General features: G+C 66.8%; 17 protein-coding genes and 1 other RNA gene. 3 read left to right on the plus strand and 15 right to left on the minus strand.

Annotation, left to right across the window (positions count from 1 at the left end; translation table 11 throughout):
• Window positions 1-96 precede the first annotated feature (96 nt).
• From AC56K1_RS13670 to ubiD, 9 genes are all read right to left on the minus strand, one after another.
• Entirely contained in the window at window positions 97-2,499 is a 2,403-nt protein-coding gene (locus tag AC56K1_RS13670; RefSeq protein ID WP_497158379.1) for a penicillin acylase family protein, read from the minus strand.
• A gap of 350 nt (window positions 2,500-2,849) precedes the next feature.
• Window positions 2,850-3,818 carry a DUF2334 domain-containing protein gene (locus tag AC56K1_RS13675; protein ID WP_497158380.1) on the minus strand — a complete coding sequence of 323 codons (969 nt, stop codon included), beginning with the start codon at window positions 3,816-3,818 and terminating at the stop codon, window positions 2,850-2,852.
• Window positions 3,819-3,846: 28 nt separating this feature from the next.
• Window positions 3,847-4,992, minus strand: coding sequence for a glycosyltransferase family 4 protein (locus AC56K1_RS13680; RefSeq protein ID WP_497158381.1), 1,146 nt, complete (start codon window positions 4,990-4,992; stop codon window positions 3,847-3,849).
• A gap of 141 nt (window positions 4,993-5,133) precedes the next feature.
• Complete coding sequence (recR, locus tag AC56K1_RS13685; RefSeq protein ID WP_497158382.1) at window positions 5,134-5,724, minus strand: recombination mediator RecR; 591 nt, start codon at window positions 5,722-5,724, stop codon at window positions 5,134-5,136.
• A gap of 16 nt (window positions 5,725-5,740) precedes the next feature.
• Window positions 5,741-6,067, minus strand: a complete 327-nt coding sequence (locus AC56K1_RS13690; protein ID WP_171084418.1) for a YbaB/EbfC family nucleoid-associated protein — start codon at window positions 6,065-6,067, stop codon at window positions 5,741-5,743.
• A gap of 55 nt (window positions 6,068-6,122) precedes the next feature.
• Complete coding sequence (locus AC56K1_RS13695; RefSeq protein WP_497158383.1) at window positions 6,123-8,288, minus strand: DNA polymerase III subunit gamma/tau; 2,166 nt, start codon at window positions 8,286-8,288, stop codon at window positions 6,123-6,125.
• Between the two features lie 73 nt (window positions 8,289-8,361).
• Window positions 8,362-9,816 carry a methyl-accepting chemotaxis protein gene (locus AC56K1_RS13700; protein ID WP_497158384.1) on the minus strand — a complete coding sequence of 485 codons (1,455 nt, stop codon included), beginning with the start codon at window positions 9,814-9,816 and terminating at the stop codon, window positions 8,362-8,364.
• A gap of 210 nt (window positions 9,817-10,026) precedes the next feature.
• Window positions 10,027-10,125, minus strand: an RNA gene (gene ffs / locus AC56K1_RS13705) — signal recognition particle sRNA small type.
• Window positions 10,126-10,305: 180 nt separating this feature from the next.
• A complete protein-coding gene (ubiD, locus tag AC56K1_RS13710; RefSeq protein WP_497158385.1) occupies window positions 10,306-11,790 on the minus strand; it encodes a 4-hydroxy-3-polyprenylbenzoate decarboxylase in 1,485 nt (494 codons plus the stop codon).
• 483 nt (window positions 11,791-12,273) lie between these two features.
• Here ubiD and AC56K1_RS13715 point away from each other — a divergent pair, with 483 nt between their 5' ends.
• Window positions 12,274-13,188 carry a transglycosylase SLT domain-containing protein gene (locus AC56K1_RS13715; protein WP_497158386.1) on the plus strand — a complete coding sequence of 305 codons (915 nt, stop codon included), beginning with the start codon at window positions 12,274-12,276 and terminating at the stop codon, window positions 13,186-13,188.
• A 293-nt stretch (window positions 13,189-13,481) separates the two neighbouring features.
• Here the strand turns inward: AC56K1_RS13715 and nusB are convergent, their stop codons facing one another.
• From nusB to ribBA, 3 genes are read right to left on the minus strand one after another with little or no spacing between them, the layout of a single operon-like run.
• Window positions 13,482-13,952, minus strand: coding sequence for a transcription antitermination factor NusB (gene nusB, locus AC56K1_RS13720; RefSeq protein ID WP_497158387.1), 471 nt, complete (start codon window positions 13,950-13,952; stop codon window positions 13,482-13,484).
• Window positions 13,953-13,964: 12 nt separating this feature from the next.
• Entirely contained in the window at window positions 13,965-14,444 is a 480-nt protein-coding gene (gene ribH / locus AC56K1_RS13725; protein WP_497158388.1) for a 6,7-dimethyl-8-ribityllumazine synthase, read from the minus strand.
• Window positions 14,445-14,504: 60 nt separating this feature from the next.
• Window positions 14,505-15,623, minus strand: coding sequence for a bifunctional 3,4-dihydroxy-2-butanone-4-phosphate synthase/GTP cyclohydrolase II (ribBA, locus tag AC56K1_RS13730; RefSeq protein ID WP_497158389.1), 1,119 nt, complete (start codon window positions 15,621-15,623; stop codon window positions 14,505-14,507).
• A gap of 365 nt (window positions 15,624-15,988) precedes the next feature.
• On the opposite strand from ribBA, the gene AC56K1_RS13735 reads away from it, so the two are divergent.
• Both AC56K1_RS13735 and AC56K1_RS13740 read left to right on the plus strand, forming a co-directional pair.
• On the plus strand, window positions 15,989-18,676 hold the full coding sequence (locus AC56K1_RS13735; RefSeq protein WP_497158390.1) for a two-component system response regulator: 2,688 nt from the start codon (window positions 15,989-15,991) through the stop codon (window positions 18,674-18,676).
• A gap of 105 nt (window positions 18,677-18,781) precedes the next feature.
• On the plus strand, window positions 18,782-21,691 hold the full coding sequence (locus tag AC56K1_RS13740; protein ID WP_497158391.1) for a M16 family metallopeptidase: 2,910 nt from the start codon (window positions 18,782-18,784) through the stop codon (window positions 21,689-21,691).
• A 272-nt stretch (window positions 21,692-21,963) separates the two neighbouring features.
• Here the strand turns inward: AC56K1_RS13740 and AC56K1_RS13745 are convergent, their stop codons facing one another.
• The 3 genes from AC56K1_RS13745 to ribD all read right to left on the minus strand — a co-directional run bounded on the left by AC56K1_RS13745 (window position 21,964) and on the right by ribD (window position 24,422).
• Complete coding sequence (locus AC56K1_RS13745; protein WP_497158392.1) at window positions 21,964-22,590, minus strand: DUF1294 domain-containing protein; 627 nt, start codon at window positions 22,588-22,590, stop codon at window positions 21,964-21,966.
• 122 nt (window positions 22,591-22,712) lie between these two features.
• The gene (locus AC56K1_RS13750) at window positions 22,713-23,339 is read right to left on the minus strand and encodes a riboflavin synthase (RefSeq protein ID WP_497158393.1); all 627 of its coding nucleotides are present in this window, start codon (window positions 23,337-23,339) and stop codon (window positions 22,713-22,715) included.
• A gap of 6 nt (window positions 23,340-23,345) precedes the next feature.
• Complete coding sequence (gene ribD / locus AC56K1_RS13755; RefSeq protein WP_497158431.1) at window positions 23,346-24,422, minus strand: bifunctional diaminohydroxyphosphoribosylaminopyrimidine deaminase/5-amino-6-(5-phosphoribosylamino)uracil reductase RibD; 1,077 nt, start codon at window positions 24,420-24,422, stop codon at window positions 23,346-23,348.
• Window positions 24,423-24,451 lie beyond the last annotated feature (29 nt).

Consider the following 24,451-nt stretch of genomic DNA (forward strand, 5'->3'; position numbering starts at 1 on the left):
CAAATCACGGTACTGCTGCCCGCGCAGCTGTTCAGCCTCTGACTATCACCGCGTGGGGTAATCCGGGCCAGTGGCCCGGATTACGGGCCGCCCACCCTACGGGATGAGCCGCAAGGTATACCGCGCCTCCCCCGGCAACAGCGGCACCGGCTTCGCCGCCGCCCATTCCTTATGCCCCGCCAAAAAGAACGGCGACAGCGGATGCCCGCTCTGCCCACCCGGCATGTTGTACAGCCCCTCCTCTTCGCGCCCCGGCGACACCGTCATCCGCTCCGATTGCCCGAAGGTCGGCCCCGCCACGCGCGGCATGTTGGCGTCCCCCGCAAGCTGGTCGGCCGGCGCGGACAACCAGGATTTCAGCACCGGCACCGCCATTCCGATCGGGTGCCCGATCGACGCCGTATTGCGCGCGCCCCAGGTGGCCTCGGACAGGGGCTTGCCGTCCTTGGTCAGGTCGCGGATCACCCGGTCCACCGCCGCCAGCTCCACCGCGCGCCAGTCGGCATACCCCGACGGCAGCCAGCCGGCCGGACGCGCCTCCAACAGGCGCGCAATGACGTCCGGCCAGCGGCTCGATGCCGACACCGGCGTGACCATGCGGCCGAGCTCACGCATCGCCTTGCCGGCGCCGCCGTAGAAGACGTCGTGCAGCCCCCACATATAGCCGCGCGCCAGGCGGAAGCCCACGGAATCGACGCTGGCGCGGCCGTCCCAGCTGGTCTCCAGCAGGCGGCGGAATTCGGCGCGCGCCGGATGGCCGTTCAGCGCCTGCGGGTCGAGCGCGGCCAGGGCCCGGTCGCGCCAGCGCGTCACGAACAGCGCGCGGTCGTCGAGCGCCACGTCGAACACCTGGCGCACGCCGGTTTTGGGCCCGAGCGCGCGCAGGGCTTCGAGCAGCTGGCGGTTGCGGGCGCCGATGTCGAAGCCGCCGTCGCCGATCAGGGCCGCGCCCTCGTTCATCAGCTGGCGGCTGTTGGCGGTCGAGAGCTGGCCGTCGGCGGGGTTCACCACGCGCGGATAGCGCGCGGGCGGCAGCAAGGCATTCCAGGTCGCGACGGGTCCGTCGGCAGCCAGCGGGAAGGTCGTGTCCAAGGGCGCGGTCACGCGCTGCGGCAGCAGGCCGGCGATGGTCCAGCCGATGTTTCCGAGCGCGTCGCCAGCCACGAAATTCTGCGCCGGGATGCCGTCGATGGCGGCGATCGACAGGGCCTCGTCGACGCTGGCGGCGGTTTCCAGCTTCAGGTGGTTGAGGTTGAGCGCGGCCGGATCGTGCGCGATCCAGTGCAGCGCGTACTGGCGGGCGCCCACCTCCCGGATGGGACCGAGCGAGGTGTCGCGCACCACGAAGCGCTCCGCCGGCGCGCCCTTTACGGCGATCATCTCGGCGTGAACGGCCGGGGTCTCCCAGCCGTTTGGCGTGCGCACCTGGCCGGGACGCGCCGCGTCGAGGCCCAGCGCCACCAGGTCGACCAGGTCGGCATAGCTGTTGGTGAAGGCCCAGGCGACCTGCCCGTTGCTGCCGACGATGACCGCCGGCGGCGCGCCCGCCAGGCTGACGCCCACGATGCGGCGCTGCCTGCCCTGGGCATCCGGGTAGCGCAGCGCGACGCGGTACCAGATGTTGGGCAGCTGCAGGCCCAGGTGCATGTCGTCGGACACGATGGCCGCGCCGCTGGCGCTGCGGCTGCCCGCCACCGCATAGTTGTTGCTGCCGACGGAGTCCACATACGTGGCGCCGGCAAGCTGCTGCGATGCATCGAGTGCGGCGGCCTTTCCCCACCAGGCCGGGGCGCGGGCGGGAATCGGGGCCGGCGCGGGCGCGGCGCCACCGTCGAGCGTGGCGTCCCAGCTGCTGGCCTCGGGCAGCAGGAAGGCCAGCTGGGCCGCATCGCTGTGCTCGCGCAGCCAGCCGCGCGCCAGCTCGCGTGGCTCCTGGTTGTTCTGCAGGTCGAGATACATCGCCCACACCACCAGCAGCGAATCGGCCGCGCTCCAGGGGCGCAGCCCGGCGCCGGTCAGGGCGTATTCGAAGGGCCGGGCGCCCAGCGCCTTCACGCCGTCATTGACGCCGGCGACATAGCGCTCCAGCAGAGCGCGTTCGGCTGCCGGCAGGCGCGCCAGGGCGAGCTGCGCACGGGCGCGAAAGCGGTGCAGGCGATGTCCGCGGTCCATCGGGACCGCGCGCGGGCCGAACAGCTCGGCCAGCTCGCCGGCCGCCGTGCGCCGCAGCAAGTCCATCTGGAAGAAGCGCTCCTGCCCGTGCACGAAGCCGGTGGCATAGGCGACGTCCGCACGGCTGGCGCCGCTGATCAAGGGCACGCCGGCGGCGTCGCGCGCGATCGTCACTTGAGCGGACAGACCGGGGACGCGGCGCTCGCCCTCTAACTGGGCCAGGCTGGCGCGCAGGTAGAGCCAGGCGCCGGCGGCCGCCAGCAGCGCGAGCAGCAGCAGGCCGGCCAGGGTGCGCAGGGTCCAGGTCTTCCATCGGCGCTGACGCATGCGTGTTCTCCATGTTTTAGGGGGAATATCTTGCCAGAAAATCCCTTGTCCGGGCGGACAGAGAGCGTCACCAAGGCCGTGCACGATTGATTTACCCGCGACGGGTCACGGCCCGCAGCCCTATACTTGAATCGCATCGCCAGGACGGCGGGCAAAGGAGGCAATCATGCGATTTTCGACAATCCCCGTATTGGCTTTGACGCTTGCGTTGGCGGCATGCACCACGCCGCAACAGCGTGCTGAACGCATGCAGGCGGAGATGGCCCAGATGATGGCAATTTACGGTCCGGCCTGTTCGGGCCTTGGCTATGCGCCCAGCAGCGACCCATGGCGCCAGTGCGTACTGCAGCTCAGTACGCGCGAGGAATTGCGCCAGATCGGCAATAGTCCGTCCTTTTATGGCGGATGGGGCTCGCGTCACTGGCGTGGCGGTGGCTATTGGGGACCGTGGTAAGACATCCCTGGGCAAAAGCAGCCTTGGTCATGGCGGATCGCCCCGCCAGCAGGCGCGCGACCGTGGCCTGGGCATGGCGCAGCAGGCGCGGATAGCGCACATCCGGCGGATGCAGGCCCAAGCGGATCAGCGGCTGCCCGGCCAGGGCGAAGGCCAGCAAGTCGGCCAGCACGGGCGAGGCCATCCGCCCGCCGCGGTTGCGCGCGGCGTAGACCAGCGAGGGGGACAGCACTGATGGCGGCAGCGGCAGTTGGCGTGCCTGCGATTGTGGCTGCTGCGCTTGCGAAGCCACCGGAGCGGTTTCCGGCCGATGCTGCAGCAGGTGGAAGCGCCTGAAGGTCGTCGTGTAATCGAAGTCGAAGCCGCGCAGGGCTTCCCAGGCGCCCTCCCCCATCAGCCAGGCCGGCGGCACGAATCCGCGCACCGGCCAGCCGCGCTCGGCGAACCAGTCCAGGCCAAGCCCGATGCGGCGCGCCGCTTCACCGGCGTCGAGGGCGGCGAACTCGCCTTCGTGGGTATAGGCACCGCGGAAAAACCGCTCGGCCACGCCATGGCCACGCGGTGCCGTGTCGAGATGGGTGTAGCCGTGCAGCGCCAGCTCGTCACCAAGTGCCAGCATGCGTTCCAGTCCTGCCTCCATCCGCGCCAGCTCGCCGCCGGCGCGGTGGTAATGCGGCACCACCAGCCAGGTCAGCGGGATGTCGGCAACTTCGCGGAGGGCGCCGGCCAGGCGGGCACACTCGTCCCAGGTAGCCGGGGCCACATCGTGGATCGACACGCACAGCGCCCTCAGGCCGGCGCCAGCTGCTGCATGGGTATGCGCAGCTGCATAGGTATCGACCCCGCCGTGCATCTTCGTATGCATGGCAGCAATCACCTGCGGATCCCGGCTTTCAGTCGCTGACACAGAAGCGCTCCACGGCCTGCGGCGCACCCGGACGCGCCGCCAGCAGGCTGCCGTAGCGGTGCATCAGTTGCGGGAAGATCTGTTTCCAGTCGTAGTGTTCGTGCGCCTTGCGCCTTGCGTTGGCGCCGAGGCGCGCCATGTCGCGCCCGTAGATGGCTTCGATCGCGCCGGCCAGGCTGTCAGTGTCGTTGGGGCGCGCCAGGATGCCGGTGTCGTCATCGACCAGCTCGGCCACCCCGCCGGCACGGGTGCCCACCACCGGCAGGCCGCAGGCCATGGCCTCCAGCACGATCAGGCCGAAGGTTTCGCAGTCGCCCGGATGGACCAGCAGGTCGCAGCTGGCCAGCATCCGCGCCAGCGCGCGCTGGTCGCGCTTGAAGGGCAGGATGCTCAGCTGTGGACGCGCCGGCAGCGGCGCCCCGCCCCCGACCAGCAGCAGGTGATAAGGCTGGCCGAGCTTGCCCACGGCCTCGACCAGCAGCGGCAGCTTCTTGTCGGCGGTGAAGCGCCCCGCGTAGACCAGCAGCCGCGTGTCTTCGGGCAGGCCGAGTTCGGCGCGCAGGGTCTCGCTGCGGCGCTTCGGGTGGAAAATCTCGCTGTCGATGCCCAGGGGCTGGTGCAGCGCATGGGTCACGCCCATGTCGGCCAGCTGGTGCACCATCAGCAAGCTCGGGGCGAGCACGGTGTCGAACTCGCGGTAGAGGTGGGCCAGGTATTTGCAGCTGCCCTGGGAAATGGTGTCGCCGAAACGGTTCTGCATCAGGCGCGGCAGGTCGGAATGATAGAAGGCGATGGCCGGGATGCCGAGTTCCTGGCGCAGGCGCAGCGCCGCCCAGGCACTGTGGCCGGCGTCGCCCGCTTCGATCAGGTCTGGCCTGGCCGCGCGCAGGCGGCGCGCCGCGGCCGCCACCGACACCGGCATGCGGTAGCCGTTGATGCCGGGCAATGACACCGCCGGCACCCGCACCAGCTTGGGCAGGCCGCAGCCGTCGTCGTCGTCGCTGACGTTGGGACTGCAGATGGTGTGCCGCGCCCAGCCATAGCGCGCCAGCCAGCGTGCCTTGGCGTTCAGGTAGGTGCTGACGCCGCCGCCTTCGGCCGCATAGAACATCGTGATATCGACAAGATGCATGGTGGGTCCGCTGAAAGTGCCAAGATAGCAGCGGTCCGATGGCCAGGCTTGCGCGCACGCAGGCACGAAGTCGCGCTACCCAGGTGCGGCAGCTGCAAGCGGGGTTCAGCGGTCCCTGCTACCGGGTCGTCATGCAGTGGATTATGCGCTGCGGCGATCGAGCATGGCGCGCGCTATCGTGCCGGCGTCGACATACTCGAGCTCGCCACCGACGGGCACCCCGCGGGCCAGGCGGCTCACCTTGAGTCCGCGCGCCTTGAGCATCTCGCTGATGTAATGGGCGGTCGCTTCGCCCTCGTTGGTGAAATTCGTGGCCAGCACGACCTCCGTCACGACGCCGTCGGTGGCGCGCCCGACCAGCTTGTCGAGGTGGAGGTCGCGCGGACCGATGCCGTCGAGCGGCGAGAGCCGTCCCATCAGGACGAAGTACAGGCCCTTGAAGGTCATGGTCTGCTCGATCATGAGCTGGTCGGCAGGCGTTTCGACGACGCACAGCAGCGCACGGTCGCGCGCTTCGTCGGCGCACAGCTCGCACACTTCGGTGTCGGAGAAGGTATTGCACATGGCGCAGTGGTGCACGGTGTCCACTGCCTGGTAGAGCGCGCGCGACAGCATGGCCGCGCCTTCGCGGTCATGCTGCAACAGGTGGAAAGCCATGCGCTGCGCCGACTTCGGACCGATGCCCGGCAGGCGCCGCAATGCCTCGGTCAGGAAGTCGAGCGACTTGGACATGGATGCTCGTGCCCGCTCAGAACGGCATCTTGAAGCCCGGCGGCATCGGCATGCCGGCGGTCAGGCCGCTCATCTTTTCGGCGGAGGTTGCCTCGGCCTTGCGCACCGCGTCGTTGAAGGCGGCCGCGACCAGGTCTTCCAGCATGTCACGGTCGTCGCCCAGCAGCGACGGGTCAATGGTGACGCGCTTGACGTCGTTCTTGCAGGTCATGACGACCTTCACCAGGCCGGCGCCCGACTGGCCTTCGACTTCGATCAGGGCCAGCTGCTCCTGGGCTTTCTTCATGTTGTCCTGCATGGCCTGCGCCTGTTTCATCAAGCCTGCGAGCTGGTTTTTCATCATGGTCTAGGTCTCCAAAAAGTTCCGGATGGGTTGAATAAGGTAGGTCTGAATGGGATCAGGGCGCGGGCGCGGCCGGCTTCACCGAGCCGGGCACGACGAAGGCGCCGAAGGCTTGTTCCATGGCCTGCACGAAGGGCTCGGCGGCGACGCTGGCTTCGGCCTGGCGCTGGCGCTCTTCGCGGTCAGCCTTGGCTTCGGCCGCGGCCGTGTACCAGGTCGGGCCGATCTCGGTATCGAGCGCCACGCGCACTGAAGGGAAATGTTCCTGCAACGCCGCGGCCAGCTTCTCGCTGTTGCCGCTGGCGCGCAGGGTGTCGACCGGCACGCGCAGGCGGAAGGTCGCCGCGTTGTCGTGGGTGACGCATTCGATCAGCTCGGTCTGCAAGGCCAGTTGCTGCGAGACGCCCCGCAGCGGCAGGCTGGCGGCCAGGGCTGGCCAGTTGCCATCCCAGCCGATCGCCGGGACCGGGGTGACGACATAGGCATGCGGCGCCTTGGCCGGGGTGCGCACCGGCGCCGCCGATTGCACGGGTGCTGCGGCCACTGCCTGCGCATCGGCGGCCAGCGCCGTATCGTCGGAAAACTCGGTGACCCAGGACGGCGGCTCGTCTTCGGCGGGCACGGTGCCCATGCGGGCCTGGGGCTGCATTGGTGCGGCAGCTTGCGGCTGGCCGCTGTCCCATGGAGGCGCGGCAGCCGGGACCGCGCTGGCGGCCGGGGCCTGCGGCATGCCTGCCGACGGGCCGGTCGCCGATGGCGGCGCGCCTGGGGCCGGCGCGGCAGCAGGCGCCGGCGCCGGCGCTTCCGGCGCAGGACGGCGCGCGCCGCCACCGCCACCGGGACGCCCGGAGGCGGCGCGGGCCGCTTCCAGCGCCGCATTGATCGCGGCGCGGGCCGAGGTCATGGCGGGCGCCGCGCTCGAGCCTGGGGCCGCAGGCGGCGCCGATGGCGTTGCCGGTGCCGGACGAACTGGTGTCGGCGCCTGCGCCGCAGGCGGCGCGACCGAGGCCGGCGCCGGCCTTGCCGGCGCGACGGCCGCGTGGCTGGCTGCGGCGACTGCCGCCGCGCGTGCCGCCGGCGCGGGGGCCGGTGCGGCTACCGCGGGCGGCTCGCCGCCGCCCTGACCCGGACGGAAGGCCAGCATGCGCAGCAGCGTCATGGTAAAGCCCGCGTATTCGTCCGGCGCCAGGCCGATCTCGTTGCGGCCATGGACGGCGATCTGGTAATACAGCTGCACTTCCTGGGCGTCAAAGCTACCCGCCAGGCGCAGGATATCGGCGAGTTCCGGCAAATCTTGCGGCACCGCCGCGGGCACCGATTGGGCCAGCGCGATCCGGTGCAGCAGGGTGCCGAGGTCTTGCAGGGCGCCGTTGTACGACAGGCTGCGGCTGGCCATTTCGTCGGCAACCGCCATCAGGTCGGCGCCGTCCTGCGCCAGTAGCGCGTCCAGCAGGCGCACCAGGTAGGACTGGTCGAGCGCGCCGAGCATGCCCTGCACCGCTTCAAGCGTGACCTGGCCGGCCGCATAGGCGATGGCCTGGTCGGTGAGCGAGAGCGCGTCGCGCATCGAGCCGTGGGCGCCTTGCGCCAGCAGGCGCAGCGCCGGCTGCTCGAAGCTCACGTCTTCTTGCCCGAGGATGTACTCGAGGTGGCCGACGATATGGCCTGGCGGCATTTGCTTGAGGTTGAACTGGAGACAGCGCGACAGCACCGTGACCGGGATTTTCTGCGGGTCGGTGGTGGCCAGGATGAACTTGACGTGCGGCGGCGGTTCCTCGAGCGTCTTGAGCATCGAGTTGAACGCGTGGTTGGTGAGCATGTGCACCTCGTCGATCATATAGACCTTGAAGCGTGCATTGCTCGGCGCGTATACCGCCTGTTCCAGCAACTGGGCCATCTCGTCGACGCCGCGGTTGGACGCCGCATCCATCTCGATATAGTCCACAAAACGCCCGGCGTCGATCGCGCGGCAGGCTTCGCAGGCGCCGCAGGGCTCGGGCGTGATGCCGCCCTGCCCGTCCGGGCCGACGCAATTGAGCGATTTGGCCAGGATGCGCGACAGCGTGGTCTTGCCGACCCCGCGCGTGCCCGTGAACAGATAGGCGTGGTGGAGGCGGCCGGTTTTCAACGCATGGGTCAGGGCACGCACGACGTGCTCCTGGCCAACCAGCGTGTCAAAGTTCCTGGGACGGTATTTGCGGGCGAGGACTTGATAGGACATGCCGGGATTTTACCGCAGTTGGCGGCCGCCGCGGACAATCCGCGGCGTGCCCGGCAACAACATCAAGGGTGCTTCAGCGGATCGCCAGTGCCGCACTGGCGTCCAGCCCATTGAGGCGGAATACGCTGACCACCTCGGCCAGGTGGCGCGCCTGCTCTTCCAGCGAATCGGCCGAGCTGGCCGCCTGCTCGACCAGGCGCGCATTGTCGCGGGTCGAGGCGTCCATCGCATTGATGGCGTCGCCGATGGCGGCGATGCCGCCCGCCTGCTCGCGGCTGGCATTGCTGATGCCGGCGATCAGCGCCGACACCTGGCGCACGCTGCCGACCACCTGCTCCATGGTGGCGCCGGCCTGGCGTACCAGCTCGCTGCCGGACTCGACCTCGGAGACCGATTCGCCGATCAAGGCCTTGATTTCGCGCGCCGCGGTAGCCGAGCGCTGCGCCAGGTTGCGCACTTCGCTGGCGACGACGGCAAAGCCGCGCCCCTGCTCGCCGGCGCGGGCTGCCTCGACCGCGGCGTTCAGGGCCAGGATATTGGTCTGGAAGGCAATGCCGTCGATGACCGCGATGATGTCGGCGATCTTGCGCGAAGATGCGTCGATGGCCGCCATGCGTTCGACGGCGCGGGAGACGGCGTCGCCGCCCTGTGCGGCAACCGCGGCGGCGGCGCCGGCCAGTTCGTTCGCCGCCAGGGCGCGGTCGGCGTTCTCGCGGACGGTGCCGGTCAGCTCGGCCATGGAGCGGACGGTCGCATGGATGGACGCGGCCTGGGCCGTCGTGCGTTCCGCCAGCTCGGCATTGCCTGCGGCGATCTCCACCGATGCCGCGGCCGTCGTCCGGACACTGTGCTGGACGCTCGACATTGCCCTCTCGAGCAGGCCAACGACGTCACGCAGGGCGCGCCCGCTGTCGCTGGCTGCCGGCAGCGCGCCGGGACGCAGGTCGATCTTTCCGCCTGCGTTGGACATGGCGGCCACGCTGACCCGAAGCTCGGCCGATTGCAGTGCCTCGCGCTGGAGCACCAGGGCCAGGAAACACAGCGCCGCGCTTTCGGCAACGACGTAGGCAGCATGCGCGAACACCAGGCCGAAGCCGGGCTCGCTCAGGCAACGTACGCCGAAGCCGAGCTCTTGCAGGTAATTAAAAGAGAAGTGGTGCACGGCGATGATCGCGGCGGCCGCCACGATCACCGTCCAGTCGCGGTAGCACAGCAGGAAAGCGAGCAGCACGAAGATCCCGAAATGCAGCTCGGTGCGTCCGGCCGCCTGGTGAATGTGCAGCGCGCAAAACACCATCATCGCCACCGCCACCGCGATACGCGACAGCCGCGAGCCGCCATGCAGGACGATGGCCAGCGTTGGAAGCAGCGCCGCCGGCAAGCCCACCAGCAGCGCCCACTGCATGGTGTCATGCATGCCGGACAATCCGAGGGCCAGGGCAAACAGCGCCCAGAGGATCCCGCACATGAAGCGGTCCGCACGGCAGTACCCCGCCTTCAGTACCTGCCCGACGCTGTGTTCTTGCACGCTAGTCTCCTGATGAAGTCGCAAAGATACGTATTCAATCAGATTCGACAATTTCCATGTGGAAATTTATTGAAATCGTCGAAACAAAACCGGTTCGCGTCGTCGAAGCACAACGAACATGGCGGGAGAAATAGACAGCTACGTGGACACCGCCTCGGCAGAAAAGCCGGGCGCATGCAAAAGGAAAGGGTAAAGCAGGAAGAAAGGGAAAGAGGCGAGCCTGATCTGCGGCACTTGCGGTGAACGGCTTTGGCTGCTTCGTTCCCGACCTGACCAGGTTAACCATGCCACAATGCGCAGGGGCCCGCCAGCCGCCATTATACCGCACGGCGGAGAATATGGGGGGCCACCGCCGTGGGGTGATTTACGGCCGAATCATTTCGTGAACGACCAACATATGGTTGACCTTGAAACCGTCATCCCGGCGAAGGCCGGGATCCAAGTTCGACGCGCAACAGCAGCGGCAGCGGCGGCGGGGCGGCAGCGGCATCAAATCCCCAACTCCCCCCACAGCCCATCGATCCGCGCCTTCACCTCCGGCGTCATCACGATCGGCGTACCCCACTCCCGGTTGGTCTCGCCCGGCCACTTGTTGGTGGCGTCGATCCCCATCTTGCTGCCCAGCCCGCTGATCGGCGAGGCGAAGTCGAGGTAATCGATCGGCGTGTTGTCGACCATGACCGTGTCGCGGGTCGGGTCGACCCGGGTCGTGATGGCCCAGATGACTTCCTTCCAGTCGCGCACGTCCACGTCCTCGTCGACCACCACGATGAACTTCGTATACATGAACTGGCGCAGGAAACTCCAGACCCCGAACATGACGCGCTTGGCGTGACCCGCGTACTGCTTCTTCATCTGCACCACCGCCATGCGGTAGCTGCAGCCTTCCGGCGGCAGGTAGAAGTCGGTGATCTCGCTGAACTGCTTCTGGAGCAGCGGGATGAAGACTTCGTTCAGCGCCACGCCCAGTACGGCCGGCTCGTCCGGCGGCTTGCCGGTATAGGTCGAGTGGTAAACGGGATCGCGCCGCATCGTGATGCGGTCGACCGTGAAGACCGGGAAGCTGTCCTGCTCGTTGTAATAGCCGGTGTGGTCGCCATACGGGCCTTCGAGTGCATGCTCGAAGCCGGAGGGGTGGTTCGCATCCGGGTAGATATGCCCTTCCAGCACGATCTCGGCGGAGGCGGGCACGCGCAATTCGCTGCCGATTGCCTTGGTGAGCACGGTGCGCTGGCCGCGCAGCAGGCCGGCGAACTGGTATTCGGACAGGCTGTCCGGCACCGGCGTGACCGCGCCCAGGATGGTGGCCGGGTCGGCGCCGAGCGCCACCGCGACCGGGTAAGGCTGGCCCGGGTTGGCCAGCGCGTGCTCGCGGAAGTCGAGCGCGCCGCCACGGTGGGCCAGCCAGCGCATGATCAGCTTGTTCGGCCCCAGCACCTGCTGGCGGTAGATGCCGAGGTTCTGGCGCTTCTTGTGCGGCCCCTTGGTAATCACCAGCCCCCAGGTAATCAAGGGCGCGATGTCGCCCGGCCAGCAATGCTGGATCGGCAACCTGGCCAGGTCGACGTCCTGCCCTTCCCAGACGATGTCATGGCAGGGGGCCCCGCGCACTTCTTTCGGCGCCATGTCCCACACCGCCTTGACCAGCGAGCCCATGCCCATGATGTCCTTGAAGCCCTTGGGCGGCTCGGGTTCCTTCAGGCGCGCCAGCACGTGGCCGATCTTGCGCAATTCGCTGACGTCGTCCGCCCCCATGCCCAGCGCCACCCGGCGCGGGGTGCCGAACAGGTTGCCCAGCACGGGAATCGTGTGGCCCGTCGGGTTTTCGAACAGCAGCGCAGGCCCGCCGACGCGCAGCGTACGGTCGCAGACCTCGGTCATGTCGAGATGGGGCGATACCGGAATGCCAACACGCTTGAGCTCGCCCATTTTCTCGAGCTGAGCCATAAAGTCCCGCAAATCTGAATATTTCATCAAGTTTTGATCGTTATCTCGACCGTATAAGGTTGTTCAAGGCACCATCACAAGTGACTGATTTGACAAGCATTTTCAAAATTTTGGCCAGACAATCAGATCTAAAAGTAATAAGAGCGGATCGTGCTAGGGTTGACTTGGTATAAGCGAGCCCCTACAATCCGTCCTACTTGATGAGGCAGGCAAAACGTTTCGACATGATTTTAGCTTGTTCTCATGCATTCACGGGGTCGGGGCCCCACATGACATTTTAAGGAGTGTTCTCACTGGGCGTCTGCCCAATCCCCGAGACAGTTGTTGAGCCACTGGATCTGCCACCTCCCTTCGGGCCTGGTGACCAGCTGAAGCAAAGCAATGACGGCGTTAGTCGGCCGCTACGCGGCGACCTACGATATTTCTGATGCACGGCAATCAGTCCAGACACAGCGCGAATTTCTATGAGCGCCGTGACGGGAATCTTTTTGCCGCGACAAGGGGAATTCGATGATCCATCGTTTCATCACGAGCGCAAGGCTCGTGCAATCCATGGCCACCCAGCCAATGAGCTGGTCTTCCATGGGCAAGGCAGTACGCGGCGCAGCAAATGCCGCACGTAACACCCTGACCGTATTCGGTCTCTCGGCAATCGCGATGCTCGCGCTGCTCTATACCAACGAAGGCGTGGCCAAGCACGTCTCGGACGTGCTGGATCCCCAGCCTGACATCGTTGCCGTCGCGCCTGCTGCGCCGATGGCTGCCTCGACCGCCGAAGTCGCGGCCGAAGCGCCCGTCCCGGTTACCGCCCAGAACGCGGCCCGTAACAGCAAGCAGCAGCAATTTGTCACCTCCTGGCTGAGCAAGCGCTACCGTGTTGCCAGCGATGCCGCCAACATGCTGGTCTCGACTGCCTACACGACGGCGCACGAGGTCAAGATCGACCCACTGTTGATCCTGGCGGTGATGGCGATCGAATCGGGCCTGAACCCGTTCGCGGAGAGCCCGGTGGGCGCCAAGGGCCTGATGCAGGTCATGGCCAAGGTCCACCACGACAAGTTCGAGCAGGTGGGCGGCCAGAAAGCAGCCCTCGATCCGGCCGCCAACATCCGTGTCGGCGCCCTGATCCTGAAGGATTACGTCAAGCGTACCGGTTCGGTCGAAGGCGGCCTCAAGACCTATGTCGGCGCCGCCGACATGGAGAGCGACCAGGGCTATGGCTCCAAGGTGCTGGCTGAGTACCACCGTCTCAAGCAAGTGGCGCGTGGCCAGAATGTGCCGACCCGCACCCCGCCGTCGCTGCCGGCACCGATCATGGTGAAGCAGGCGCCAGCTAGCGCTCCTACGGCGGCTCCGGTGGAAGCACCGGCTGCTGCGCCGGCCGCGGCTGAGAGCCACACGGCGGAGACGCTGGCGACGCTGTAAGAAAGCTGTACTGGATTATCAAAGACCACTGCCTCGGCAGTGGTTTTTTTTTCGCCAGTCGAGACCTGAGCGCCGTTGCCCACACGATCAACCAGCGCTGGTGCAACCGGGATGTTGCCTGCCCAGCGAAAACTGCAGTGAGAAATCCCGTCGAGTCTGTCCAAATACTGTGTGAACGCGCGGGCGGGAAACCCGCCCGCGCTACGGGGCTCGGCTAAGCACGCGCTAACAAAAAAGCCACCGGGACAAGGCCCTGGTGGCTTCTCTCTACTGTATATGGAGGGCTGCCGCAATCAACGCCGCGTATCGCTTCCCACCTCATCCGGGCGCATTGTCGAGGCCAGCTTGTCCAGCACGCCGTTGACGTACTTGTGGCCGTCGATGCCGCCGAAGGACTTGGTCAGCTCGACCGCTTCGTTGATCACGACGCGGTACGGGATTTCCGGGTGGTTCTTCAGCTCGTAGGCGCCCAGCAGCAGCACGCCGTGCTCGATCGGCGACAGGTCGGCGACGTTGCGGTCGATCAGCGGGGAGATCGATTCGCGCAGCTCGACCGAGGTGCTGATGGCGCCGTTGAGCAGGTCGGCGAAGTACTCGCCGTCGGCCTTTTCGAAGCCGTGTGCACCGCGGATGTTGGTGACGATGGTGCGGGCCGCTTCATTGTTGAGCAGCCACTGGTACAGCCCCTGCAGCGCGAACTCGCGCGCGCGGTGGCGCGGGGTGCGGTTCTTGCTCGGGTTGGCGTGCAAAGTCTTGTCGTTCATGTGCGTGTTTCCTTATTCTTCTTCAGCCTGCAGCTCTTCCAGCGCGAACAGCAGGTTCGACATCTCGACCGCCACGCGCGCCGCTTCCAGGCCCTTCTCGGCCATGCGGGCTTCGGCCTGCTCGTCGTTCTCGGTGGTCAGCACGGCATTGGCCACGGGGATGCCGTAGTCCAGGCCGATGCGGGTGATGCCGGCGCCCGACTCGTTCGAGACCAGCTCGAAGTGGTAGGTCTCGCCGCGGATCACGGCGCCCAGGGCGACCAGCGCGTCGAATTGCTGGGTCTCAGCCATCTTCTGCAGCGCCAGCGGGATTTCCAGCGCACCCGGCACGGTGATGTGGAGGATATCTTCATCCGCCACGCCCAGGCGCTTGAGTTCGGCCAGGCACGAGGACAGCAGGCCGTGGCCGACGTCGGCGTTGAAGCGTGCCTGCACGATGCCGATGCGCAGGCCTTCACCTGCCATATTGCTTTCAAAAGTTCCTACCGTCATGGCTGACCTCTTTCTCTTTGTATGGTTCTATATTAGTGTGTGTTCGGTTCAGGCGGCGCGCTACGCGGCGCGCTGGCCGGCCGGCTGCGGCAGGTAGCCCGTCACTTCCAGGTCGAAGCCCGTCATCGACGGCATCTTGCGCGGGTTGGCCAGCAGCTGCATCTTGCCCACGCCCAGGTTGCGCAGGATCTGCGCGCCGATGCCGTAGGTGCGCAGGTCCATCGAGGCGGCGCGGGCGCTGCGCGGGCTGGAATCGCGCGGGGCGAACTGCGCGAACAGCTCGTCGGCCGTTTCGCCCGCATTGAGCAGCACGATCACGCCGCAGTCGCTATTGCGGATCGTCTTCATGGCCGAGGCCAGGTCCCAGGAGTGGGTCGAGGCGCAGTTGCCGAGCACGTCGAGGATCGAGACCGGCTGGTGCACGCGCACCAGGGCTTCCCGCTCGCGCGCCAGCTCGCCGTGCACCAGCGCCAGGTGGGCGGCGCCGCTCGGCTTGTCGCGGAAGGCGACCAGCTTGAACTCGCCGTAAGGCGTGGACAGCTCCCGCTCGGCCACGCGCTCGACCAGGCTTTCGTTCTGGCTGCGGTAATGGATCAGGTCGGCGATGGTGCCGATCTTGAGATTGTGTTCCTTGGCGAACTCGATCAGATCGGGCAGGCGCGCCATGGTGCCGTCTTCCTTGATGATCTCGCAGATCACCGAGGCCGGACTCAGGCCCGCCATTGCGGTCAGGTCGCAGCCCGCTTCCGTGTGCCCGGCGCGCATCAGGACGCCGCCGTTCTGGGCGCGCAGCGGGAAGATGTGGCCCGGCTGCACCAGGTCGTCGGGGGTCGTGCCCTTGTTCACCGCCACCTGGATGGTGCGGGCGCGGTCGGCCGCCGAGATGCCGGTGGTCACGCCCTCGGCCGCTTCGATCGAGACCGTGAAATTGGTGCCGAAGGAGGTGCCGTTCTTCGAGGTCATCATCGGCAGCGCCAGCTCGTCGCAGCGTTCTTCGGTCAGCGTCAGGCAGACCAGGCCGCGCGCGTGGCGGATCATGAAATTGATCGCTTCCGGGGTGACGAAGTCGGCGGCAAGCACCAAATCGCCCTCGTTCTCGCGATCTTCTTCGTCGACGAGAATGACCATGCGCCCTGCGCGCAGTTCGGCAACGATTTCTTCGGTGCTGGAAATAGACATGCGGATTCCTTGAAACGGGAGGAGTTTTGCGTAATCCGTTATTTTAAAGGATTTACCGCCTTTCAACCTGACTCCCTCTGCCAGCCCATCGGTGGGCATGGTGCTGCGATGTCGTCAATGACCGTTGCTGATATGCAACATGCAATAGTTCGCGTATATCTGTGAGATCTTAATTGTTAAGCTTTACATTCCTGCACGCAACAAGATGGCATGTCCATGCTTGACTAGATTATGATTAAGACATTGCGGCCAATGATGTCGCCGAGGGCTCTCCCCGGCAACGCCGGTCCCCTTCGCGGAGTTGCCATGGCGGTAGTTCCATCATCTTGCAGTCGCTTCGGCGCTTCTCCAGGAGAGCGCTGCTGATGGCCACGATTCTGATCGTCGACGACCGGCCCAGCAACCGCGCCTTCCTCAATGCCCTGCTTGGCTATACCGGCCACCGCCTGTTCGAGGCCGAAGACGGCGCCCAGGCCCTGGCCCTGACCCGCACCCACCATCCCGACCTGGTCATCACCGACATCCTGATGCCGATCATGGACGGCTACGAGCTGGTCCAGCAGATCCGCCAGGATCGAGCGCTGCAGGCCACCCGCATCATCTTTTTCTCCGCCGTCTACGCCGAGCGCGAGACCCAGGCCATGGCGGCGCGCTGCGGCGTGGCCACCGTGCTGCCCAAGCCATCCGACCCGCACCAGATCCTCGAAGCCGTCAATGCCGAACTCGGCGTGATCGAAGGCGCAGCACCGGTGCCGCCCGCCGCGCTTGAAGAACGTGACCGCGGCCTGCCCTTCGATTTGTGCGCGCGCCTGACTGAACTGGAGCGCATGTGCCTGTCCCTGATCGGCGAGCGCCGGGTCGAGACCCTGGCCGCCTCCTTCCTCGACGCCGCCCGCCGCGTGCTGCACGCCGACTGCGCCGCGCTCTGCCTGCTCGACCGCGGCGAGCGCAACGTGCGCCACCTCGCGACCTGGGCGCTCGCGCCCTCGTCGCTCGAACTGGACCTGCTGGCCGGCCATGCCCAGGACGAGACCCGGCTGCCCGGTATGCTGCTGCGCGCCCGGGCCCCGCTGCGCCTGGTCGAGGGCGACGCCTACCTGGCGACCCTCCCCACCTGCCACCCGGGCCTGGGCAGCTTCCTCGGCCTGCAGGTGCACGACCTGCAGCACCCGCACGGCTGGCTGTACTGCGCTCGCCACCCCGGCGCGCCGGCCTTCACCGAAGAAGAAGAGCGCTGGGCCACGGCCCTGGCCGCCCAGCTGGCGGTGGCCTACGAAAACCTGAACCTGTACGACGTGGTGCAGCGCCACGCGGCCCAGCTCCAGCTCGAAGCCCTGGCCCGCGCCGACGCCGACGTCGCCCTGCGCGAGAGCCAGCACCGGCTCGAGCTGAACCGCCAGGTCTTCGACAGTACCCAGGAAGGCATCATGATGACCGATGCCGAGGCGAATATCGTGGCCGTCAACCCGGCCTTCGAGCAGATCACGGGCTATCGCGAAGCCGACGTGCTGGGAATGAACCCGCGCATCCTGCGCTCCGGGCGGCATGACTCCGCCTTCTACCGCAGCATGTGGCATTGCCTCGAAAACGACGGCCAGTGGCGCGGCGAGATCTGGAACCGCCGCAAGAACGGCGAAGTCTATCCCGAGCGCACCAGCATCAGCGCGGTGCGCGACGAATCCGGCCGTCTGACCGCCTACGTGTCGGTCTCGACCGACCTGTCGGCGCTCAAGGCCGCGCACCACCAGTTAGATTTCCTGTCCAACCACGACGCCCTGACCCTGCTGCCGAACCGCTCGCTGTTCAACGACCGCCTGCAGCAGGCGATCGCCGCGGCGCGCCAGGGCGACGGCCAGCTGGCCCTGCTGCTATTCAACGTCGACCGCCTCTCGCGCATCAACGACAGCCTCGGCCACGCCGCCGGCGATGCCGTACTGCGCGAGGTCGCGCGCCGGGTCGGCGAGATCGCCGGCCCCACCGATACGCTGGCGCGGCTGTCGGGCGACGAATTCGTCCTGCTGCTCACCGCCTGCCACGACAACGAAGACATCATCCTGGCCGCGCGCCGCCTGATCGACGCCATCGCCCAGCCGCATGCCGTGGGCGGGCACGACGTGGTGGTCACCGGCAGCGTCGGGATCAGCATCTTCCCGCGCGACGGCAACGCGGCGGGCGACCTGCTCAAGTCGGCCGACGCGGCCCTGACCGACATGAAGCAGTCGGGGCGCAACGGCTTCCGCTTCTTCAAGGGCGAGATGAATGCCCAGGCGCTGCGCTGGCTAGCGCTGGAATCCCGGCTGCGGCGCGCCATCGAGCGCAGCGAGCTGGCCCTGCACTACCAGCCGCAGATCTCGCGCCTGGACGGCAGCGTGGTCGGCATGGAAGCCCTGCTGCGCTGGCGCAGCGAAGAAATCGGCATGGTGCCGCCGGGCGACTTCATCCCGCTGGCCGAAGATACCGGCCTGATCCACCCGATCGGCGAATGGGTGATCCGCCAGGCCTGCTTCCAGAACAAGGCCTGGCAAGACGCCGGCTTGAACCCGGTGCGGGTCGCGGTCAATGTCTCGGCCAACCAGTTCAAGGCCGGCTCGGTGAGCGGCGTCGTGCGCGCCGCGCTGGAGGAAAGCGGCTTGGCGCCGCGCTACCTGGAGGTGGAATTGACCGAAAGCGTGATGATGGGCGACAGCTCGGTGGCCGAAGCGCAGATGGCCGAATTGCGCGCAATGGGCGTGTCGCTGTCGCTGGACGACTTCGGCACCGGCTATTCCTCGCTCGGCTACCTGTCGCGCTTCCCGCTCGACAAGCTCAAGATCGACCAGACTTTTGTCCGCAACATTACCACTGAGCAGCGTAGCGCGGCGATTGCCCAGGCCACCATCGCGCTGGCCCAGGGACTGTCGCTGTCGGTCGTTGCCGAGGGCGTGGAAACGGTCGGCCAGCGCGACTTCCTGGGCCTGATCGGCTGCGATGTGATGCAGGGCTATCTGTACAGCCGGCCCCTGCCCTCCCACGAGATGGCGCAATTGCTGGCCAAGGGACGCGTTGCCATCTAAATACTGCTGCCTGTACGCAACACCAGCTTTCCAACACGTGCCCGCGCGATATTTCGCCGGGTGCGCGCGGTAGAATGCGTGCTCTTCTATAAAAAAGTTCCCTAAATGAGCAAGAATTTCGTGCGCGGCCTGTTGTTGGCCGCCGTGCTGTGCGCGCACTTGCCGGCCACTGTTGCGCATGCAGCTGCCACGGTCCCGGCGGCCGCGCCCCGGGACGCTGGAGCGCTGCGCCTGGACGCCCCGATCCCGGTCGGCCCCCAAGTCAAGGTCGGCAAACTGGCTAACGGGCTCACCTATTACATCCAGCGCAATGCCCGTCCGGAGCGCAAGCTCGAGCTGCGCCTGGTGGTCAAGGCCGGCTCGATCCTGGAAGACGAAGACCAGCGCGGGCTGGCCCATTTCGTCGAGCACATGGCCTTCAATGGCTCGACCCATTTCCGCAAACACGAACTGGTGTCCTACCTGCAGTCGATCGGCGTAGGCTTCGGCGCCGACCTGAATGCCTATACGGCCTTCGACGAGACCGTCTACATCCTGCCGATCCCGACCGACAAGCCGGAACACGTCGGCAAGGCCTTCCAGGTGCTGGAAGACTGGGCCCACGGCGTGAGTTTTGATCCGGCCGACATCGACAAGGAACGCGGCATCATCCTGGAAGAGCTGCGCCTGGGCAAAGGCGCCTCGGACCGCATGAGCAAGCAGATCATGCCGAAGATCTTCAATGGCTCGAAGTATGCCGAGCGCCTGCCGATCGGCACCGAGGACGTGCTGCGCAATTTCACGCCGGATGCGCTGCGCCGCTTTTACCGCGACTGGTACCGTCCCGACCTGATGGCGGTGGTCGTGGTGGGCGACATCGACCCGGCGCGGGCCGAGCAACTGGTCAAGCAGCATTTCGCCAAGCTGAAGAATCCGCAGCCCGCGCGTCCACGCGCCTATGCCGAGATCCCGGCGCGCCAGGCCACCGAAGCGCTGGTCGTCACGGACCAGGAAGCCACCGGCAACGCCATCCTGATCCGCTACCCGGTCCAGCCGGTGCATGAGGCCGGCACCATCCGCGCCTACCGCGACGACCTGGTGCAGGCGCTGTTTTCCGCCATGCTCAACCAGCGCCTGCAGGAACTGGCCCAGCTGCCCGAACCACCCTTCATGGGCGCGAACAGCTCGCTCGGCAAGCTGACCCCGCGCTACCGCTCGTATAATGCCTCGGCCGCGCTGGGGCCGCGCGGCGCCGATGCCGCCCTCACCGCCCTGGTCGAGGAAAACGAGCGTGCGCGCCGCCACGGCTTCGGTGCGACCGAGCTCGAGCAAATGAAGAAGAACATGATGCGGACCTACGAGCAGGCCTGGAACGAGCGCGCCAAGAGCGATTCGGGCACCTATGCGGCCGAATACATCCGCAATTTCCTGCAGCAGGAAGCCATTCCCGGGATCGACACCGAATACCGCTACATCAAGCAACTGGTGCCCGGCATCACGCTCGAAGAAATGAATGCCTATGCGCGCCGCACGATTCCCGCCGACTCGGGCAAGCTGGTGCTGTACACGGGCGTGACCCGCCCCGACACCCCGCGCGGCGAACAGCTGCTGGCCACGGTAGCCGCGGCCCAGCGCGCCGAGGTGCAGGCGCGCGACGAAAAAGCGGTGGCCGCACGCCTGATGGAGCGCCCCTCGAAACCCGGCACGATCGTGTCCCAGACCCAGGACAAGTCGCTCGGCCTGACCCGCTTGACCCTGTCGAACGGCGTCAAGGTGATCCTGAAACCGACCGATTTCCGCAACGACCAGGTGATGATGAGCGCGGCCCGCTTCGGCGGCCAGAGCCTGTTCCCGGACAAGGACGTGCTCAACGCGCGCTTTGCCAATGCGATCGTGGCCAGCATGGGCGTGAAGGATTTCACGCCGCTGGACATGAACAAGATCCTGGCGGGCAAGGCGGCCCAGGTGAACGTGGGCCTGGCCAACTACACCGACGTGGTGGTCGGCGCCTCGGGCGCGACCGACATCGAAACCATGCTGCAGCTGGCCTGGCTGAAGTTCCACGGCGTGCGCCGCGACGAGGCCTTGTTCCGCTCCTATGTCGGCAAGCAGGCCGAGCAGGCTCGCAACCAGACCTCGCAACCGGGCGTGCATTTCGGCGACGCCGTGATGGCCGCGCTCTACAACAACCACCCGCGCGCGCCGCGCACCCTGCGCCCCGAAGAATACGAGCAGATCGACCTGGACCGCAGCATCGACATCTTCCAGCAGCGCTTCTCGAGCGCGAAGGACCTGACCTTCATCCTGGTCGGCAGCTTCGACCTGAATACCATCAAGCCGCTGCTGGCCGCCTACCTCGGCAGCCTGCCGACCCCGGACCTGCCGGTCGCTTACCGCGACGTCGGCATGCGCCCGGCCACGGGCGTGGTCAAGCGCGAAGTACGCAGCGGCTCGGAGCCGAAGAGCACGATCTCGCTCACCTTCACCGGCGCGGCCGAATTCACGGAAGCCGAGCAGCTGCGCCTGTCGGCCTTGCTGGAGGTGACCAACCTGCGCATCATCGAGGTGCTGCGCGAGCAGATGGCCCTGATCTATGGCGGCGGCGCCAACGGTGTACTGAGCAAGATCCCCTACGGGAACTACTCGATCGGCGTGACCCTGCCGACCGGACCCGAGCACGTCGACAAGGTGATCGCCACGACGTTTGCCGAAATCCGCCGCCTGCAGGCGCAGGGACCGGATGCGGCCGACCTGGAAAAAGTGAAGAGCAACTGGATCCAGAACCACCGCCGCTCGCTGCGCGAGAACGGCTATTGGCTGGGGCATTTGCAGACGGCGCTGAGCGAAGGCACCGACCCGGCCTCGATCCTGGAGATCGAAAAGCAGGTCGCGGCCCTGACCGCGGAGGATATCCGCACGGCAGCGAAGCGCTATTTCAACGACCAGAATTATGTACAGGTGGTGCTCAATCCGGAGACGCAGGCGCCGGCCACGGTGGCGGTGTCAAACAGCAAGGCGATGGCGCCGGGCGGCTAGCGTCAGTCTGGCGACACTTTCCGCTAACTGCATGACCCTCGCACCGGCGCAGGCCGATGCCCAATTTCGTCGCTTGGCCAAACGCATGCAAACCTCGGGTTCCGGCCTTCGCCGGAACGACGGATTCACGTTTCGGGACTACCGTGCAGCAGTGATCGCTTCGGTCTGAACAGCGGCGCGGGCAGCAGCACCGTGATGTGAACGCATGGGCAGGAAACCTGCCCACGCTACGAGCCGGCGGCTCCTTCACGAGCCGGGCGCATGCGCGGCGGCTAGTTCAGGCGCGGAAAACCGGCCATCGCCAGCAGCTCGGCGCCCATCGGCGACAGCAGCCAGGCCAGCGCGGCGCAATTGAGGATGACGGTCGTCCAGAACCCTGTGCGGAATGCGAGCTTCTGGGATTTGTGGCGCAGCACCTGGCGCGCCACCAGCGCCCCCGGCCAGCCGCCGACCAGCCCGAGCAGGTGCAGGACCGATTCCTCGGTGCGCCAGCGCCCGTTGCGGGCAGCTGATTTGTCTTGGGCATAGACCAGGAAGGCAAGCATGCTCAGGCCCAGGTAGGCATACATGACTTGCAGCGGCAGTTGCCCGGCCAGCACGCAGGCGCCCACAAGAGCCAGGAACAGGACCGCCACGCTCCAGGCAGTGGCAATCGAGGGGCGCATGCCCTTGCGGCGCACGAAATTGACGTTCTCGGCACGCGGCTGCCCCTTGTCGGTCGTGAACAGGGCATAGGTGACGTTTTCGCCGCCTGCCGGACGGCCACCATGGCCGTTGAAGGACTTAATGTGCAGGAAGACGTCGGGGCCGCCACCGTTGGGCGTGATGAAGCCGAATCCCTGCTCGTCCTTCCAGCTGGTGATCTTGCCTTGGTACCGGGGCGGTTTGTGCGCGCTCATCTCGCCATTCTCGTTGTATTGTTGAGAATAGTGTAATGCGAGACTTACACTGAGGCAATAACCCTTTGCGGGTCAAGATGGGGCCGGGAGGCCATCGGCCTCCCGGAACCGCCCCGCCGGCCTCAGCCTTGCCTCGACAGCATGCGCTCGACGTAGCGCGCGATCAGGTCGATTTCCAGGTTTACTTTCGAGCCGGCGCACAGGTGCTTGAGCGTCGTGACCTCGATCGTGTGCGGAATCAGGTTGATCGAGAAGCGGCAGACCTTGCCCGTTGCCGCGTCCAGGTCCTCGACCCGGTTCACGGTCAGCGACACGCCGTTGACCACCACCGAACCCTTGTAGGCCAGGAATTTGGCCAGTTCCTGCGGCGCGTCGATCACCAGTTCGCGCGACTCGCCCACCGGCTCGAAGCTGTGCACGGTGCCCAGACCGTCGACGTGGCCGGAGACCAGGTGGCCGCCCAGGCGTTCGGCCAGCGTCAGCGCCTTTTCCAGGTTGACTTCACCAGGCGCATCCAGGCCGGCCGTCTTGCTCAGGCTTTCGCGCGACACGTCGACGCTGAAGCTGTTGCCGGTCTTGGCCACGACGGTCATGCAGGCGCCGTTGAGCGCGATCGAGTCACCCATGGCGACGTCGCCAAGGGGCAGCGGGCCGGCGTCGACGTCAAGCCGCACGCCGGCGAACGAGCCACCCTCGAGCGGGGTGACCGAGGTGATGTTGCCGACAGCGGCGACGATTCCTGTAAACATACGATCTTATTCCTCAGTAATATTTAATCTTGCCAGGATGCGCAGGTCGTCGCCGACCCGCGTCACCTCGTGGAAGCGCAATTGCCGCTTGTCGCTCAACTGGGCCAGCGGCTGCAGGGCGAACATGCCCTGCCCCGGCCCGACCAGGGTGGGCGCCAGGTAGACCAGCAGTTCGTCGACGCAGCCTTCGCGCAGCATCGAGGCGTTCAGCTTCGAGCCGGCTTCGACATGCACTTCGTTGATCTCGCGCCGGCCCAATTCGCGCATCAGCGGCGGCAGGTCGACCTTGCCCCCGGCATTCGGCAGCACGATCACCTCGTGGCCGGCCGCGCGCAAGGCCGCGGCTTTCTCCGGCACTTCGCCAGCCGCCACGATCCAGCACGGCTCGCCCTGCAGGATACGCGCGTCGAGCCTGATCTCGAGCCGGCTGTCGACGATCACGCGGCGCGGCGGCAAGGGCGTGTCGATGCCGCGCACGTTCAGCTGCGGGTCGTCCGCCATGACCGTGCCGATGCCGGTCAGGATCGCCTGTGCCCTGGCGCGCCATGCGTGGCCGTCGGCGCGGGCCTCCGGCCCGGTAATCCACTGGCTCTCGCCGCTGTCCAGCGCGGTGGCGCCATCCAGGCTGGCCGCGACTTTCAGGCGCACCCAGGGCAGGCCGCGCCGCATGCGCGAGAAGAAACCGATGTTCAGTTCATGGGCGGCATCGGCCAGCACGCCGGACGCGACGGCAATGCCTGCCGCTTCCAGCTGCGCCAGCCCGCGGCCCGCGACCAGCGGGTTGGGATCAAGCATCGCCGCCACCACGCGCCCCAGGCCGGCTTCGACCAGGGCATTCGAGCAGGGCGGCGTGCGTCCGTAATGGCTGCATGGCTCCAGTGTCACGTAGGCAGTCGCGCCGCGCACGTCGTGGCCGCGCGCCTGTGCATCGCGCATGGCCTGGATCTCGGCATGCGCCTGCCCCGCCGGCTGGGTGTGGCCGGCGCCGATCACGACACCGTCACGCACGATCACGCAGCCGACCCGCGGGTTGGGCGCCGTGATGTACATGCCTTTCGCGGCCCAAGCCAGGGCCAGCGCCATGCCGTCGGTATCATTGAGAATCTGGTCGC

This window comes from Telluria sp. ZB4P37 (assembly GCF_059685855.1).